At 70.3% G+C, this 16,549-nt stretch carries 11 protein-coding genes and 1 tRNA gene; 6 read left to right on the forward strand and 6 right to left on the reverse strand.

Annotation, left to right across the window (positions count from 1 at the left end; translation table 11 throughout):
* Positions 1-3: 3 nt before the first annotated feature.
* On the reverse strand, positions 4-3,261 hold the full coding sequence (locus ACIBH1_RS04280) for a LamG-like jellyroll fold domain-containing protein (protein ID WP_397312106.1): 3,258 nt from the start codon (positions 3,259-3,261) through the stop codon (positions 4-6).
* A 268-nt stretch (positions 3,262-3,529) separates the two neighbouring features.
* Positions 3,530-3,928: a response regulator transcription factor gene (locus ACIBH1_RS04285; RefSeq protein ID WP_397312107.1), complete on the reverse strand. Its 399-nt coding sequence runs from the start codon at positions 3,926-3,928 to the stop codon at positions 3,530-3,532.
* Positions 3,929-4,043: 115 nt separating this feature from the next.
* Between ACIBH1_RS04285 and ACIBH1_RS04290 the strand changes: the two genes are divergently transcribed.
* Together ACIBH1_RS04290 and ACIBH1_RS04295 are read left to right on the forward strand one after the other, a co-directional pair.
* Positions 4,044-4,115 (forward strand) — tRNA-Arg (locus tag ACIBH1_RS04290).
* Between the two features lie 76 nt (positions 4,116-4,191).
* Positions 4,192-6,237 carry a hypothetical protein gene (locus ACIBH1_RS04295; protein WP_397312108.1) on the forward strand — a complete coding sequence of 682 codons (2,046 nt, stop codon included), beginning with the start codon at positions 4,192-4,194 and terminating at the stop codon, positions 6,235-6,237.
* Between the two features lie 244 nt (positions 6,238-6,481).
* Here the strand turns inward: ACIBH1_RS04295 and ACIBH1_RS04300 are convergent, their stop codons facing one another.
* From ACIBH1_RS04300 to ACIBH1_RS04310, 3 genes are read right to left on the reverse strand one after another with little or no spacing between them, the layout of a single operon-like run.
* On the reverse strand, positions 6,482-7,393 hold the full coding sequence (locus ACIBH1_RS04300; RefSeq protein WP_397312109.1) for an NAD-dependent epimerase/dehydratase family protein: 912 nt from the start codon (positions 7,391-7,393) through the stop codon (positions 6,482-6,484).
* Between the two features lie 11 nt (positions 7,394-7,404).
* Complete coding sequence (locus ACIBH1_RS04305; protein ID WP_397312110.1) at positions 7,405-8,694, reverse strand: FAD-binding oxidoreductase; 1,290 nt, start codon at positions 8,692-8,694, stop codon at positions 7,405-7,407.
* Positions 8,695-8,704: 10 nt separating this feature from the next.
* Positions 8,705-9,556, reverse strand: a complete 852-nt coding sequence (locus ACIBH1_RS04310) for a helix-turn-helix domain-containing protein (RefSeq protein ID WP_397312111.1) — start codon at positions 9,554-9,556, stop codon at positions 8,705-8,707.
* An 87-nt stretch (positions 9,557-9,643) separates the two neighbouring features.
* Here ACIBH1_RS04310 and ACIBH1_RS04315 point away from each other — a divergent pair, with 87 nt between their 5' ends.
* The 3 genes from ACIBH1_RS04315 to ACIBH1_RS04325 are packed head-to-tail and all read left to right on the forward strand — an operon-like array spanning position 9,644 to position 12,710.
* Positions 9,644-11,260 (forward strand): PP2C family protein-serine/threonine phosphatase, encoded by a 1,617-nt coding sequence (locus ACIBH1_RS04315; RefSeq protein WP_397312112.1) that lies wholly within the window; start codon positions 9,644-9,646, stop codon positions 11,258-11,260.
* Positions 11,257-12,381 carry a B12-binding domain-containing protein gene (locus tag ACIBH1_RS04320; RefSeq protein ID WP_397312113.1) on the forward strand — a complete coding sequence of 375 codons (1,125 nt, stop codon included), beginning with the start codon at positions 11,257-11,259 and terminating at the stop codon, positions 12,379-12,381. Before ACIBH1_RS04315 ends, ACIBH1_RS04320 begins: the two co-directional genes overlap by 4 nt.
* On the forward strand, positions 12,378-12,710 hold the full coding sequence (locus ACIBH1_RS04325; protein WP_397312114.1) for an STAS domain-containing protein: 333 nt from the start codon (positions 12,378-12,380) through the stop codon (positions 12,708-12,710). The genes ACIBH1_RS04320 and ACIBH1_RS04325 overlap by 4 nt, the downstream gene beginning before the upstream one ends.
* Positions 12,711-12,731: 21 nt before the next feature.
* Here ACIBH1_RS04325 and ACIBH1_RS04330 read toward each other — a convergent pair whose 3' ends face one another.
* A complete protein-coding gene (locus tag ACIBH1_RS04330; RefSeq protein ID WP_397312115.1) occupies positions 12,732-13,154 on the reverse strand; it encodes an STAS domain-containing protein in 423 nt (140 codons plus the stop codon).
* Between the two features lie 391 nt (positions 13,155-13,545).
* Here ACIBH1_RS04330 and ACIBH1_RS04335 point away from each other — a divergent pair.
* Positions 13,546-16,549, forward strand: a 3,004-nt coding sequence (locus ACIBH1_RS04335) for a DNRLRE domain-containing protein (protein WP_397312116.1), incomplete at its 3' end; no start/stop codon positions are given.

Here is a 16,549-nt window from a genome sequence, read left to right on the forward strand (position 1 = left end):
CGGTCATTCGGCGGAGAGCCGGGCGACGTCCTCGTCGCTCAGCGCGCCCTGGTAGGTGCGGACGTCGTCGACGATTCCCGGCCAGTGCCCGGCGAAGGCGCCGGCCAGCAGCGAGCGGCCGAGCTGGAGCGGCCCGGTGGCGTTCCAGGCGCTGGTGTGGCCGACCACGGTGGTGGCCACGAGTTGCCCGCCCACGTAGATCTTGAGCTTCCTGTCGATGGCGTCGTAGACGCCGGCCACGTGGGTCCATTCCATGACGTACGGCACAGCGTCCGACCGGGTGCGGGTGACCGCGGCGCCGTCGGCGTCCGCGCCGGCCATGCCGAAGGCCCAGCGCGGGCCCTCCGCCGAGTAGCCGAGCGTGAAGCCGGCCGCCCTGGTGCCGTTCTGCGCCACCGCGACCACGTCGCCCGCGGGCAGCGAGTCGAGCTGCACCCAGGCCGTGACGCTGAAGCTGTCGTCGGTGCGCACCGCCGGTCCGGCCGCCTGCGCGTGACCGCCGGCCCCGTCCAGCGCCAGTGCTCCGTCGAGCCAGCCGCTGGTCCACGAGGCGCCGGGGCCGAGGGTGAGCGCCCCGGTCGTGTTCGCCGTGTCGGCGGCGCTCGTGCCGCTCTCCTCGTCCAGCCGCCAGTGGCCGGTGAGGGTCGCGACGTGGCTGACCAGCTTGGTCACCTCGTCGGCGGCCAGCGCCCGGTCGTGGACGCGGACCTCGTCCACCTCGCCCGGCCACGCGTCGGTCTGCCGGCCCAGGTAGAGGGCCTGCCCGAACTGCAGCGCCGTCGCCGGTCCCGCGCCACCGTGATACGGCACCGGCCCGGCGGCGAGGCGGCCGTTGACGTAGAGGAACAGGGACTTGGCCGCCGCGTCGTACACGCCCGCCAGGTGGGTCCACTGCCCGACCGCCGGCACGACCGCGGCGTTGTCCGCCCAGACGGTGGCGGACGCGCCGCCCGGATTGTTCATCATGAACGACCACGACTTGCGGCCGTGGTTGTAGCCCAGCCAGAAGCCGGCATTGTTCTGGCCGCTCTGGCTCACCGCCGCCGCGTTGCCCAGAGGGGTCGACGTCAGCCGGACCCAGGCCGAGACGGCCAGGTTGGCCTCCGTCGCCGCCACACCGCCCGAGGTGGCGGCGTACTGGCCGACGCCGCCGAAACGCAGCGCCTTCCCGGCGCGGCCTTCGGTCCAGGAGGCGCCCGTGACGGTCGCCGACCGGGCGCCCGCCGCGTCACCGGCGCTGGTCCCCAGGCCCTCGTCCAGCCGCCAGTAGCCGACCGGCGCGGTGCCCGCGCGCACGTTGAACACGTAACTGCGGATCGGTCCCTGCTTGCCGGCGCCGTCCACGCTGCGCACCGACAGCACGTTCGGTCCTTCCTCCAGGGGAGTGAGCCGGATCGTCGCCGAACCGCCCGTCGCACCGGCGGGGACGGCGGTCACCGGGTTGGTGTTGAGCCCGTACAGGAAGCCGGTCACGTCGGCGATGCCGTTGGCGCCGAGGGTGAACTCGCCGGCGCGGCCGACGCCGTCACCCCAGGCGTTCTCGGGATACTGCGGCGAGGCGACGGTGGGCTCGCGCACCGGGGCCGTCGCGTCGACCGCGATCTCGCAGTAGGCGCTCCACGCGCTCGTCGTGTGCCCGTCCTCGGCGCGCACCCGCCAGCGGATCACCGAGCCGTCGGCGTACTTTCCGGCCGGGATGGTGGCGTAGAAGGCGTTCCCCGACGAGGCGGCGGCCGTGAGGAGCTCGCCCACCTTCGTACCGGCCGCGTTGTACCACTCGAAGCGGCCCTTCACCGAGTTGTCCGCGTCGCGCAGCTTGGCCCACAACTTCGGCGTCGCCGTACCGATCAGCGGGCGGGCGGTGCCGGAGGCGCACGGACCGCCCGGGTCGGACCACAGGTCGGCGGCCACGGGGTTGGTCGGCACCGAGTTGTAGTCGACGACCAGCGTGGGATTGTTGCGGAACTTCTTCCAGCCGAACGTGTCGCTCTCGCTGGAGGCGCGCAGGCCCATCGTGATGTGCGCCCACTTCTTCGCCGACGCCTGGACCGCCGCCTCGGTGGCGTCGAACTCCACGCCGCCCGCCGGGCACGACGCGCTCCAGCCCTTGGCGACGCTCTTGGAGTCGAGCTTGGTCGCCCAGGACGGCTGGTTGTTCCACGTGGTCGACTTGCTGATCGTGCCGGTCAGCCACAACTCGACCGACCTGGCCGTGCAGGACCACGACCACGTCTCGTACGTGCGCAGGGTGGCCTTGATGATCTGTTTGCCGTGGATCGCGCTGCCGGTGTTCATCTGGAAGAACGACCGCGCGGTGCCGCCGGTGTCGCTCTCGTAGCCGACGCGGGCGATGTCGCTGGAATTGAGGTAGTTGGAGTTCGGGTACTTCTTCCAGACCGCCGTCCACGCTCCCCGCGCCGCCGACACCGACGGGTCCAGGTAGACGGGGTAGCGCGTGGCAGGGTCGGCCAGCATGCGGCGGTCCGGCGACAGCGTCATCGTCCCGCCGCGGGAGTTCACGGCCAGCTCCAGACCCATCACCGCGTGACGGGAACCCGGTCCAGGACCCTCTCCCGGCCGGTTCGCCAGCGCCATCGGCCTGCCCTGCAGGTCGGCGGGGGAGTCCCACATCAGCGGGGTGGGCGCGGTGAACACCTCGGCGCCCGTGCCGTCCACAGCCTCCAGCCCGCCGCCCTCGCGGTGCCGTACGGACAACCCGTCGGACCGTACGGCGAACCGCAGCCGGTCCAGCCGGCCGTTCAGCGCGGCCTGCCTGCTCTTCACCACCAGCACGTGGGAGAAGCCGTCGACGTCGGCCGTCACCTGGAGATCGACGCCGGGCAGCACCTCGGGGTAGGTGGCGGTGGCGCCGTCCAGCACCGGGGCGGGCAGCGGGCCAGGCCAGGCGACCGCGATCGACTTCGCGCCCCGGGAGACGGTGGCCATCGGGCTCTGCCCGCCACCGGAGAAGCGCAGGTCCACGGCAGCGGCGACGGGGGCGAGCGAGCCGTCGGGCATCGCGCGCAAGGTGGTGTCAACCGCGGTCCACCGGCTGTCCTGGCGCACGCGGATGGGGCGGGCGCTCTGCTCCAGGACGAAGGAGCCTTCGGGGGTGGCGTAGACCGTCCGGGTCTCCGTGCGCATGGAGGCCACCTCGACGCGCTCACCGCGCTGCCTGGCGGCGGTCAGCGCGCCCTGCTCGGTGGCTTCGGCGGCGCTCTGGGGTGGTTCGCTCGCGGCGGCGGCGGGGGCTGGGGGCATGACGGGCATGAGAAAAGCAGCCGCCGTGGCGACTGCTGTCAGGATCCGGATCGGTGAGGATGCCAAGCCGGGTAAGAAGCGGTGGCCTGGCGTCGATGCCATGCTCCTGACACGATCCATGTCGCCTCCGTCACGCTGCATGTGCGGTTTCACGGTCAGTGTCAGCGTGGTCAGGAGCATGATCAATAGCGGATTCACGAATTGTAGGATATTTACAGAAATATCCCGATCTTGGGCGTATTTCGCCATCCAGTCGGGGGTCCTAGGGTCAGACCCGCTTCCGCTCCGGCCCCATGGCCGCCAGATCCCGCACGATCCGGATCAGCTCCGCCGGATCGAACGGCTTGGTGAGATAGGCGTCAACGCCGATCCCCAGCCCGCGACGCTTGTCGTCGTCCTGCGCCCTGGCCGTGATCAGCACCACCCGGATGTGCCTGGTCTCCTCGTCGGTCCTGAGCCTGGTCGCGGTCACCCACCCATCGAGGTGCGGCATCATCACGTCGAGCGTGATGACATCGGGCATCACGTCGAGCACCCGCTCCAGACAGTCCTGCCCGTCGGTCGCCTGCTCGACGTCGAACCCCTCCAGGGTCAGGTTGACCGCGATCAGCTGACGGATCACTTCGTCGTCGTCGACGACCAGGACCTTGCCCAATACCTCGCCCACGGCCGCCAAGCTATTCCCTGGAGAGGGGGTCACGTGCGGTTTTCGTCGGATGTGGAGGTGGAGGATCAACGGCGTGCAGAGTGGTGGGGGATAGCTGATAGCCTTGTTCCGCATCGCTCCCGTAGCTCAGGGGATAGAGCACCGGCCTCCGGAGCCGGGTGCGCAGGTTCGAATCCTGCCGGGAGCACATCGAGGACAGCAGGGAAAAGGGCGGGTCTCCAGTCTCACGGAGCCCCGCCCTTTCTCGTCCGTAAGCTTTGATCATGTCCAGCATCGAAGAGCTCGTCATCACCCGCCGCCTGCGCGTCCCCGTCGACAGCCAAGCCGACGGCGATGGTCAGGCTCCCGCAACGCAGCTGGACGCGGCCCTGCTCAGCGTGGGCTTCGTCTGCTCACCCGCGCTGCTACGGCGCCTGGCCGGGTTGCCCGGCGAGCTGGTGATCGACCTGGGCGTCAGAGTGCTCGCGGCGGTGCGACGCCTGGTCGGCGACCACGTGCGGCACAACGCGTACTTCGTCGATTTCCCGGCCAACGTCCCGCGGACGGTGGACTTCTGGGCCGCCCTCATGCGTGAGACCGTGCCCACGTTCAACCTGCTCGACCTGCCCGGATACGGCCGTTACCAGCACACCTTCGCCGAGCTGGTGGCCGCGCACGGCGAGTTCGTCGCGATGGCGGGAGACCGGGTGACCGTGCTGCAGCTCGGCGGCACGCTGCAGGACGAGGCGCGTGAGCTCTATCTGTCGCTGGCCGGGTCGGAGATCCCGCTCGCGGCCGAGGATCTGGCCGCGTTGCGGACGCTGGCCGCCTTCTGCCCTGGGGAAACGCCGTCCAGGATTCCGGTGCGGGAGAACCAGGCGGTCGTCAACGAGGTGCGTTTGACGAGCGGATTGCCCCTGGCCGTCGACACGGTGACTGACGTGCTGCGGCTGGCCTGCGCCTGCTCGGGAGGGGACGTCACGCTGCTCACCCCCACCCGGCTGCGTTCCTTCCGCCGCCCCGAGCGCCGCGCTCTCCTCGCGGCCCTGGACTCGCTCAAGACGAGCAAGCATGCCGACGTCCTGCGGCACCGGGAGCAGTGGAAGCGCCTGGGTGAGCGGCTGCATCCGCACGAATACCCGCAGTTCCCCCGGGCCGCCCAGCTCTTCGAGGTCGCGAGGGGAGTGCGCGAGGTTCGCAGCGTGGAGGCCAAGGTGGAGATGGCCATGACCGCGGGCCGTACAGAAGAGGCGCTCGGCCTGCTGGAGCAGACGCCGGGGGCGCTCCTGCGACGGCTGGATCACCTGTTGCGGGCGGGCGGCGGCTCCTCCGTACTGAAGGCGGCGGAAAGGGCCGCACCCGACGTGTCCGGGCGCGTGCTGCTCTCCCTGCGCGAGCACCTGCAGAACCGGCTCGCGCCCGCGAGCCGCACGTTCACCAACCGGTACGGCAGGGCGTGGACGGCCGCCGACACCCGCCGGCCGCTTGACCAGGGGATCGTGGCCCACGCGCTGGCCATGCTCGACGCGGAGATCGCCTCCCGACTGCCCGATCCGGGCGAACTGGTCGTCGATCCCGATGTGCTGGAGGTGGCGTTGCCGTTGTCGGGCAAGGCGGTCGCGCCGGGGCTCGGGATGTTGCCGCGCGGGTCGGTGTCGCCGGTGGACGGTGAGGTGCTGCGGTTCTTCGTGCACTGGCGGGAGGCCTCGCAGCGGACGGACTACGACTTGTCGGCGCTGATGCTGGACGATTCCTTCGGGCGGGCGACGCAGATCTCGTGGACGAACTATCGCAGCAGCTTCGCCACCTATTCGGGAGATCTGACCGAGGCTCCCGAGGGGGCGTCGGAGTTCATCGACCTCAGACTCGGCAAGGTCGACAAGTCCGTCATCATCCCGCAGGTGAACATCTTTGCGGGTGAGGCATTCGATGAAGCGGCCGAGGCTTTCTTCGGCTATATGAGCAGGAATTCGACGCAGAAAGGGCTCCCGTTCGAGCCGCGGACCGTCCGGGCCAAGTCCGATCTGCGGGGATCCGGGCGGGTCGCTCTCCCGCTGGTCTTCCTGCGAGGGGACGACGGAGGCTGGCGAGCCAAGTGGTTGCACCTCTACCTGCGCGGATATCCGTCCTTCAACCAGGTCGAGGGAAATCGCGTAAGCACGTCCCAGCTGGTTCGCTCGATTGTGGAGCGCAACTATCTCACCGTCGGTTATCTGGCCGGCCTGCTGCAAGAGAAGGCGTCGGGGACCGGCCCCGTCACTCGTATCGGGCTGGACCCGTCCGCGGGCGGCTACACCCCTTCCACGCTGCACGAGCTGATCCCCGCCTGATACTGTCGCATTCGTGAGGCCATGGGAGGGCTTCCTTCTTCACACGTCTGGAAACTAGCTCTCCCGCTTTCCTCGCATTCACGGTGGGCGCGGCCATTCGGGTGCTTCCTTCTACCCTGGTTCGATTCCAGGGAGGCCCTTCGGGGCCTTCTGGCAGCTCCAGCGCCCGAGCCTTCCGCGCCCACCGAAACTGTCGGCGCCGGTCCCTGACCTCCAGGCATGACCACAGCGACGCAGGCGTGCGCTAGGACGTTTCGGTGGCGCGCCAGGCTACATAGTCGGCGACGGCCCGGTGGAGGTCGAAGGCCGGGGTGAAGCCGGTCTCGTGGGTGAGCCGGCTGATGTCGAGGTATGGGCCGCCGCCCTGCCCTCCGGGCAGGAGGACGGGGTCCGCGCCGGGGACGGCGGCCTGGACGGCGGTGGCGAGGTCGCGGTTGGTGAACGGGCGTCCGCTGGACACGTTGTAGACGTTGTGCCGCAGAGCGGGTGCCGTGGTCAGCAGGGCGATGGCGCGGCCGGCGTCGGGGGCGTAGCAGGTGTCGCCGCCGTCGTCGGCGTGCAGCTCGCGGGGCCGTTCGCCGCGCAGGGCGGCGTTGATGTACGGCGGGATCGGGTTGAAGGGCGACTCGGGGTCCATCAGGGGCCCCCACGTGCTGCCGATGCGGAGGATGAGCGGCTGGATCCCGGTCCCCTTGAGGGCGTCGGCGGTGAGGGGTTCGACCGCTTTCTTGAACGCGATGATCGGGTGCGGCAGGTCGGCCGTGGGCAGGGGGAGTTCCTCGTGCCAGCGGGTTTCGGGGCTGCCGATGTAGACGCCGAGGCTGCTGGCCACGGCGAATCGGCGCACGCTCCAGGCGCGGGCGGCGTCCAGGGCGTTGAGGAGGCCGGACAGGTCCGTGCGGAAGTAGGGGAGCGGGTCCTGGCCGGGGATGCTGCCCGCGAGGTGGACGATGTCGCCGATGGGGTGGCGGCCGGCCAGGGCGAGGAAGGCGTCGCGGTCGGTGACGTCGAGGGCTTCGACGGTGACGCGTCCGGCGAGGAACGACGGGACCTCGGTACGGCGGTGCGTCGTGACGACGACGTCGTGACCGAGGTCGGCGAGTGCGCGGGCGGTGTGGGCGCCGATCATGCCCAGTCCGCCGGTGACGAGAATCATGTCTCTCCTGGTCAGATGGCTTGGGGGAAGTCGAGAAAGCGATGAGGGTCGTAGGCGCGCTTGACCGCCGCCAGCCGGGTGCGGTTGCCCGCGTGGTAAGCCGGGGCCCAGTCGTCGAGCGCCGGGTCGGGGAAGTTGGGGTAGACGCGCCCGGAGCCGTCGGCGTGGGCCGTCGCCCAGGAGCGGTCGATCCAGGGGTCGTGCGCGTGGCCGATGTGTTCGAGCAGGAATCGTTCGCCGCGGTGGGCGAAGGCGGTGGCGTCCTCGGCGACCCGGTTGTAGGCGCCGCCCATGGCGGTGAACGCGAGCTTCCGGTGTCCGGTGCTTCCCGGCTCGGTGAGCTGGGCGAGGAGCAAGGCGAGGGTTCGGGAGGGCAGCTCGCGGGCGAAGAACTCGGATCTGATCCTCACCTCGCGGGGGTCCTGGCCGGTGAGGGCGTCCTTCAGGCGGTGGTACGGCACGCCGGGGCGCATGACGATCTCGGGGGCGAGGTGCTGAAGCGCGTCCCTGGTGGCCGCGACGTCGAGGGTGGAGGCGCCGGCGAGCGTGGCGTGGACGTCGGCCGTGCCCGGCATCGAGTCGAGGGTGAGGTTGACGGTGATGTCGTCGGGGAGGTCGGGCGCGAGGCTCTGCCAGGCGGCGGCCAGGTCGTGGACGGCAGTCCCGCTCCAGCGGCCCCCGAGGGGGATGGCGACCGGTTCGGCGACGGTGGCGAATCGCAGCGACGTGACCACGCCGAACTGCCCGCCGCCCGCGCCGCGCAGCGCCCAGAACAGGTCCGGTTCGTGCCGGGCGTCGCACTCCACGATCCTGCCGCCCGGCAGCACGACCTGCGCCCCGACGAGGCGGTCGCAGGTGAGCCCGTGTTTGCGGCCGAGCAGGCCGATCCCGCCGCCGAGGGTGAGGCCGGTGATGCCGACCGTGGGGCCGCATCCGGCGGGCAGGGTGCGGCCGTGGGTGTGGAGGGCGGCGTAGACCTGTCCGAGGCGGGCGCCGGCCCCGATCGTCGCGGTCCCGTCTTCGGTCACGGATATGCGGGCGAGCCCGGACACGTCGAGCACGATGCCGTCCGTCGTCGAGCGTCCGGCGAAGCAGTGGCCGCCGTTGCGCGGGGTGAGGTGGAGTCCCGTGGCTGCCGCGTACGCCAGGGTGGCGGCGACGTCGGAGACGGAGCGGCACAGGACCACGAGCCGGGGCCGCACCCCACGACGGAGCGGGATCGTGTGGTAGCCCGGCGACCCGGGGGTGAACAGCTCGCCGTCGAGCGAGGCGCGGAACGCGGCGAGGGCGGGATCGGGCACGAGGACGAAACTAGGCGCGAGACGACCGCGCGGGCTTGAACAAATCGCGCATGCTCAGCCCGGAGGCCGCGAGGAAGGGGCGGTACGAGGCGGAGTGGTCGTGCCCGCACGCGCACCGGTCGACTTCACCGCCGAGCAGCGCGCCCGGTGTCAGTCCCGTCAGCCGCAGGCACTCCCGGCTGAGATGCGCCTGGTCCGCGTACCCCACGTCGACGGCCGGCCCCGCCATCCCGTCCGCTCCACGTCGCCCCGATGCCACGGCACCGGCCTGGGCCAGCGCGAGGAACCCTTGGAACCGCAGCGTCCGCTGGAGCACCTTGGGGCTCACCCCGACCGCGTGCAGGCAGCGCCGCCGCAGCTGGCTGGCGGACAGCCCCAGGTGCGCGGCCAGGCCGTCGACGGACACCGGCTGCCACGGCATCAGGGCCCTCACCGCCGCGCCCACCAGGGGATCGACGCCTGCCGTACGCCGGAACTCCCGCAGGAGGCGGGCCTGCACGAGCATGAGCGCCCGCTCCGGCGTCGCCGCCTCGTCGGCAAGGCGGTCCGTCACGTCTCCCCAGAGCCCTTCCAGGCGGATCCGCTGGTCGACCAGGTCGTCCAGCATCGCGGGGAGCGGCGGCGCGGCCCCCGGGCAGAAGCGCACGCCGACGAGCGTGGTGCGCGGCGGTATGAGCTCGATCGCCGGTCCGGTCAGCGGTCCGACCAGCTGTGGAAATCCGCCGAGGGGAAAATGCATTTCCACCCCACCCGTGGGCAGATGCCTCTGTACATAGGCGGACTCACCGGTGCGCTGAATCCAGACCGTCCGCACGACTCCCGCCAGCTGCGGTAACGGCGGGCGCTCCACATAGGACTCCACCAAGCCATCGTCGCACCGGGCGACAGTCAGTACAGTGGAGACAGACGTCTCAGAAGGAAGGGGAGAAGGCCCACAGGGTTGCCACGCGTGGATATAGACACAGAGCAGGCGGTCAGCGCCCCCGAGGCGGTGTGGGAAGCCGCGCCGTACCCCCTACTCGTCGTGTCTCCGTCCGGCACCGTCGAGGTGGCCAACGCCGTGGCCCGAGCACTCCTCCCCGACGCCGCCCCCGGCGTCCCGATCACCGCCGCCGCCCCCGCCTGGTTGTCGCGGGCGTATGTCGAGGGGCCGATCGAGGCGGTCAGCGGCCCGATCGGCGAGCGCACCTACGAGGCCCACCCCTCCCGGCTCGGCACGGGCACCGCGTGGTGGTTCGCCGACGACACCGACCATCGCCTGGCCCGCGAGGAGCTGCGGCTCGAACGCGAGCGCACCGCCTTCCTGTCGCAGGCCTCCACCGAGCTGCTGTCGTCGCTCAACATGGACCGCTGCATGGAGGTCACCGCGAGGCTGGCCACGCGCCACCTGGCCGACGCCGCCCTCGTCATCACGCCGAGGGCCGGCCGCCGCTACCCGATCGCCTACTGCGGGCCCGACGGGCGGGTCGTGCGCGAGAGCCTGGTCGTCGACCCGAGCGTGGTGCCCGGCCTGGCCGAGGCGCTGCAGGGGTTCCCGCCGATGCCGTCGCGCTGGATCGACCCGACGTCGGCGCCCGAGTGGCTGGCCCGTCCGGAGTTCGGTCCCGTCGGCTCCGTCGTGGTGACCGCGCTGCCCGGCCACGGGGTGCCCGCGGGCGTGCTCGTCCTGCTGCGCCGTACGGATCACACGGCCTTCACCGACAGCGAGGAGATCGTCGCCCGCCTCTTCGCGGCCCGTGCCGGAGCGGCCATGTCCGCCGCGCGCCTGTACACCGAGCAGGTCTCCATCACCGAGACCCTCATGCGCGAGCTGCTGCCGCCGAAGGTCCAGCGGCTCGACGGCGTCGACATCGCCGCCCGCTACCGCGCCTCGGTCGACAGCGAGCTCGTCGGCGGCGACTTCTACGACCTGCACCCGGCCACGCAGGCCGGGCAGGAGTCCCTGATCGTGCTCGGCGACGTCTGCGGCAAGGGCCTGAAGGCGGCGGTGCTCACCGGCAAGATCCGCAACACGCTCCACGCTCTGCTGCCCATGGCCGCCGACCACCAGCGGGTCCTGGGCCTGCTCAACGACGTGCTCATGGACGAAGACACCGCCCGTTTCGTCACGCTGGTCCTGGCCTCCGTACGGCGTGACGCCCACCAGGTCACGCTGCGGCTGACCAGCGCGGGCCACCCGCTGCCCTTCGTCGTCAGGAACGACGGCACCGTCGAGGACGTCGACAGCAGGGGCACCCTCATCGGCGCCCTGCCCAAGATCCGCTCCACCACCGCCGAGGTCGTCCTGGCGCCGGGCGAGACCTGCCTGCTCTACACCGACGGCATCACCGAGGCCAAGGGCGGGCCGCTCGGCGACGAGTTCTTCGGCGAGGGCCGCCTGCGCGACGAGCTCCAGCAGTGCGCCGGCATGCCGCCCCAGGCGCTGGCCGAGCGCATCCAGATGCTCGCCTCCGAGTGGGTCGGCGGGGGACACCACGACGACATGGCCGTCATCGCCATCACCGCGCCGCGCGGACGCCACCTCAGCGCGGTAGGGGGGCGCAGCCGGGGCAGGTACACGGCATGACCCATCGCACCATCGCCGCATCCGGCGGCGTCGTCCCCGCATGGAAGGAACGGCTCTGGGAGGCCGTTCTCGACTGTGACGAGTTCACCGCGGTCGATCTCGTCGACGCCGTGCTCGACGAGGGAGTCGACCCCGAGTCCTTCCTCCTCGACGTCGTGGCGCCCGTGCAGGCCAGAGTGGGTGCCGAGTGGGCCGCCAACCGGCTCACCGTCGCCCAGGAGCACGCCGCCACAGCCATCAACGAGCGGGTCGTCGCCGCCCTGGCCCTCCACCCGGCCGCCCGCCGTACCTCCCGCTCGGCCGCGCCCGCGGGACGCGTCACCGTCGCCTGCATCGACGGCGAGTGGCACGCCCTGCCCGCCCGCATCCTGGCCGAGGTGCTGCGCCTGCGCGGGTGGCAGGTCGACTTCCTCGGCGCCCAGGTCCCGACCCACCATCTCATCGCGCACATCCACCGCACCGCGCCGCAGGTGGTCGGCCTGTCGAGCAGCATCCCGACCCGGCTGCCCACCGCGCACGCGGCCGTCACCGCCTGCCAGGCGACCGGCACTCCCGTCCTGGTCGGCGGCGCCGCCTTCGGCCCCGGCGGACGCTACGCCGAGATTCTCGGCGCCGACGCCTGGGCCCCCGACGCCCGCGCGGCCGCCGAGCTGATCCCCACGATCGCCCCGCGCAGCCCGGCGCCCCAGCAGGCCGCCATCGACGACCTGCCGCACCTGGCCGACCAGGAGTACACCATGGTCAGCCGTACGGCGGGCACGCTGGTCAAGAGCGTCATGGCCGGGCTCGAGGAGCGCTTCCCCGCGATGGCCTCCTACACTCCGAAGCAGCGCGGGCACACGGCCGAGGACATCGCCCACATCGTCACCTTCCTGGCGACCGCCCTGTACGTGGACGAAGAGCGGCTGTTCACCGACTTCGTCGACTGGACCGCCGGCATCCTCACCGTCAGGGGAGTGCCGGCCGTCAGCCTGGTGCCCACGCTCGAACTGCTGACCCAGGAGCTGTCCGACTTCCCGCGGGCGCGCGCCATGATCACCGCCGCCCACGAGAGGCTCACAGCCCCTCCGACCGACAACGCAGGACCCGCACACCCGCACGACCACGGAAAGCCCGCATGACCAGCTACGCCCAGGATTCGTTCACCGTGGACGAAGACTCCTCCAACCCCCTCACGGCCGCCTTCCGGCTGCACGGCGACCTCGACTACGTCAGCGCCGAAGACCTGCTCGCCGTCGTCATCGCCAGACTCGGCCGCGCCCCGGCACCGCTGGAGATCCACCTCGACTGCGCCGGGCTGGGGATCTGCGACTCCACGGGTCTGTCGGCCCTGATCGTCATCCGCCGCCGCGCCGCCGCCATGGGGGTGCGGCTCCACCTCGACAACCGTGGCGCCGCGCTGGACCGGCTCCTCGACATCACCGGCACACGAGAGCACCTCGTCGCCTGAAGCGACGAGGTGCGGGAGAACTCAAGCCGACCGTTGCTCGCCGGCCTGCTCGCCGCCGCCCTGAACGGTGAGCAGCGCCCGAGCAGCCTCCAGGCTGCGCCCTGACCGGATGTGCCCGGTCAGCCCGGTGCGCTCCAGCCATCCCTCGCACACCGGCGACGGCCGCGACAACACCAGCGCCCCACCGGCCGACGTCGCCGCGCGCCACACCATGATGAGCGCGCCGAGGCCGGAGGAGTCGATGAAACCCACCTGGGACAGATCGAGCACCACGGCGGGAACCCGGTCGTCGCCGATCAACGCCAGGACCTGTTCGCGCAGCGTCGTCGAGTTTCGGTAGTCGACGTCGCCGCTCACGTGGACGGCGAGCCAGTCGCCCCGGTCCTCGATCCTCAGCCGCAGTTCGACGTCGCTGACAGGAGCACTGCCTTCCAAGACGTCCACCTCCCTGCCCTGTCGCTACCCCGACGTCGCCCGATCACTCGGACCAACGTTATCGGTAGGAGCGATGTGTGTCAGGGCGGACCGGGATCGACGAGGAGAGTCGCCAAGCGGACCGAACACGTTATCGGGAAATGTAGTTTCTCTGTAGACGCGAGATTGTGATCAACAAGATTCCGGGCTCCCGTGTGCGGCTCCGGCGGCGGAGCTGCCGCCATCACGGAGGAGCGCTTACCGGACGCAGATAGAGATCTTTACGCTGCCTTTACCCCGTGTCACGATCGGCTCGTTTTGTCCCGTTAAGCCTGAAAGGGCCCACGTGAAACGGACTCGACCCACGTCCGGCTTATCCGCCGCGACGCGTCGCCGAGCATCTCTCCTGACGGTCTTCGCCATGGTGGCGTCGCTCCTCGCTGCGGCACCGGCGATCGCCGAACCGACCCCGACACCGGCCCCGACAGGGGCGACCGCCTCCCCCGATCTGGTCGACGCCGCCAAGGCCGAGGCCAAACACACCGGGAAAGAAGTGGAGATCCCCAGCCTCCACACCGAGAACATGACCACCGTGGCCACGCCCGGCGGCAAGACGGTCAAGACCTACGTGTCCCTCGCCCCGGTCCGCGCCAAACGCGCCGGCCAGTGGCTGGACATCGACCCGACACTGATCGTGGCGGACGGCGTCGTCAAACCCAAGGTCACCGCCCTAGACATCACCCTGTCCAACGGCGGTGACGGCCCCCTGCTCACCGCCAAGGGCGACACCCTCGGCGACAAGGACGATCCCGGTGAGATCGTCGTTGCCGCCCCTGGGAAGCTGCCCGCTCCGGAACTGTCCGGGAGCACCGCCACCTACCGCTCGGCCTACGGCCGCAACGTCGACCTGGTCGTCACTGTGACGCCGGACGGCTACCAGCACCAGATCGTCATCCGCGACAAGCCCGCCAAGCCGCTCAAGCTGACGGTGCCCATCGACCCGCCCAGCGGCATGAGCCTGGGCAAGTCCTCCAGCGGCAAGCCCGCCGCGCTCTCGGACGGCAAGCAGGTCGCCGACCTGTCGACGCTGCCGCTCATCGACGCGAAGGAGATCGTCTCCCCGGGCTCCGGCAAGGCCGGTCAGGTGACGACCACGGTGACGGGAACGGGCGACAAGGCCGCTCTGGTCCTCGCGCCGGATGCCGCATTCCTGGCCGACCCGGCGGTGACCTACCCGGTGACGATCGCCGCAGGCAACCCGACGCCGTGGCACGGCGCGGGTGCTCCTGCCGACACCTTCATCGCCAACGGCGGCAGCTACGTCAACGGCAGCTACATGGCGAACGACGCCGCGATCTTCGCCGGTCGTCGCGGGGGCTACAACTACCGCACGTACCTGAAGTTCAACCTGACGGGGGCGCCGTTCTACGGCCGGCAGATCCTCGACGCGAACATCATCTTGTGGAACTACATCTCCCACGCGTGCGGTGAGGTCGGCGGCATCTCCATGCACCGGGTGGCCGCTGACTGGACCCCCACGGGTATCACGTGGGGCAACCAGCCGCTCGCGGTGGCCGACGGGCACGTGATCAACCCGTACGGCAAGGACGCGAACTGCTCGGACTGGATGGCCGAGGGTGAGCTCTGGTACTCCATCGAGGAGATAGCGCAGGAGTGGGCGGACATGACGCCCAACCGCGGACTCATGATCCGCTCGGTGAACGAGTCGAGCGGGACCAACTGGCGTCAGTACCTGTCGGGGAACTACGGGGGAGTCGACGGACACCATCCGTACTTCTTCCTGGAGTACGAGGCACCCTCCTCTCCGCCTGAGGTGATCGTCTACTCGTATGAGGGTCCCAAACGGACAACGCTCCCCACCTATGAGGAAGCGCTGGCCATGCGGGTGGACACTCCCGGTGAGATCCCGTACACACCCCCGATGACCGAGAGCGACCTGCAGGCGCTGGTCGCCAGACAGAACCACGTCGCCGAAATATCGCCAGAGGAACTCGAACCCTTCACCGGAGAGTCCGGCGAGGAGTCCTGGGACGGCGGCACGGTGGAGGAAGGGGATCCGTCCGACACGACCCCTCCCACTGTGACGAGCACGGTCCCCGCGGCCGATGAACGTGGGGTCTTGACGGATACACCGATCAGAGCCACCTTCAGCGAATCGGTATGGGAGCCGGAGTTCCTGGTGACGGACCCCGCTGGCGGCAAGATCGAGGGATCCGTCACGGGCGATGCGAACGGGACGACGTTCACCTTCGCACCCGCGCAGCCGCTGAAGCCGGGCACCCGGTACACGGTACGGATTTCCGAAGCCATCGATGCTGCGGCAAATGCCGTTACCGCCTATCAATGGTCCTTCGAGACCAAGGCCGACGCGAGCGGGCACTGGACGTTCGACGAGGGCAGTGGTGGCACCGCGCATGACACCTCCGGCAAGGACCACGATGCAGCGCTCAACGAGACGGCTTCGTGGAATCCGGGGAAGAGCGGCAACGCGCTGACCAACACACCGAGTGCGGCCACCTCACAGAAGTCGTCGCCCTCGCGGGTGATCTCGGTGGCTGCTGCTCCGACGATGAGCGGGTTCGCTGTCAATCCGTCCCAGTCGGTGGACGGCGAGATCGTGACATCCTCGCTGACCCCGGAACTTCAGGTGAAGGTCACCGACACCGGTGGTAGGGCTTCCAAGGTCGACTTCCAGGTGGTGCAGGGCTTCTCGCCCTACAACACGGTGTGGTCGGGCTCGGTGGCGAGCGCGGCGTCCGGGACGGTCGCCAAGCTGGCGGTCGGTGCAGGGAAGCTGGCCGACGGCAAGGAGTATTACTGGCAGGCCAAGGCGACCGCCGGCACGGAGGCCTCTTCGTGGTCGAGTCCGCAGTACGTCACGGTGGATGTTCCTGAAGCGGTGGTGGACCAGTTCCAGGTCTCCCCGTCGCGCATCGTGGACGGTGAGACGATCTCCCTGTCGTTGACGCCTTCGCTGCTGGCCAGGGTGAGTGATCCGCTGGGTGGGGCGTCGAAGGTTGATGTGCAGGTGGTGCAGGGCTTCTCGCCGTTCGGCACTGTCTGGAGCGGTTCTGTGGCGAGTGTGGCGTCCGGGGCTCAGGCCGCCTTCCAGGTGCCGTCGGGCAAGTTGCTCGATGGCAAGGAGTACTACTGGCAGGTCAAGGCGACTACACCGGGTTCGACGCCGTCGTGGTCGAGTCCGCAGTACGTCACGGTGGATGTTCCTGAAGCGGTGGTGGATCAGTTCCAGGTCACGCCGTCGCGCATCGTGGACGGCGAGACGATCTCCTCGTCGCTGACGCCTACGTTGCTGGCCAGGGTGAGTGATCCGCTGGGTGGGGCGTCGAAGGTTGATGTGCAGGTGGTGCAGGGCTTCTCGCCGTTCGGCACTGTCTGGAGCGGTT

It is taken from the genome of Nonomuraea sp. NPDC050663 (genome assembly GCF_044456985.1).
GTDB lineage: Bacteria > Actinomycetota > Actinomycetes > Streptosporangiales > Streptosporangiaceae > Nonomuraea.

Bases quoted from the DNA above. Each gene is read 5' to 3' on its own strand.
- ACIBH1_RS04280 (WP_397312106.1), bottom strand. From the start codon at position 3,261: ATGCCCCCAGCCCCCGCCGCCGCCGCGAGCGAACCACCCCAGAGCGCC.
- ACIBH1_RS04295 (WP_397312108.1), top strand. From the start codon at position 4,192: ATGTCCAGCATCGAAGAGCTCGTCATCACCCGCCGCCTGCGCGTCCCC.
- ACIBH1_RS04300 (WP_397312109.1), bottom strand. From the start codon at position 7,393: ATGATTCTCGTCACCGGCGGACTGGGCATGATCGGCGCCCACACCGCC.
- ACIBH1_RS04320 (WP_397312113.1), top strand. From the start codon at position 11,257: ATGACCCATCGCACCATCGCCGCATCCGGCGGCGTCGTCCCCGCATGG.
- ACIBH1_RS04325 (WP_397312114.1), top strand. From the start codon at position 12,378: ATGACCAGCTACGCCCAGGATTCGTTCACCGTGGACGAAGACTCCTCC.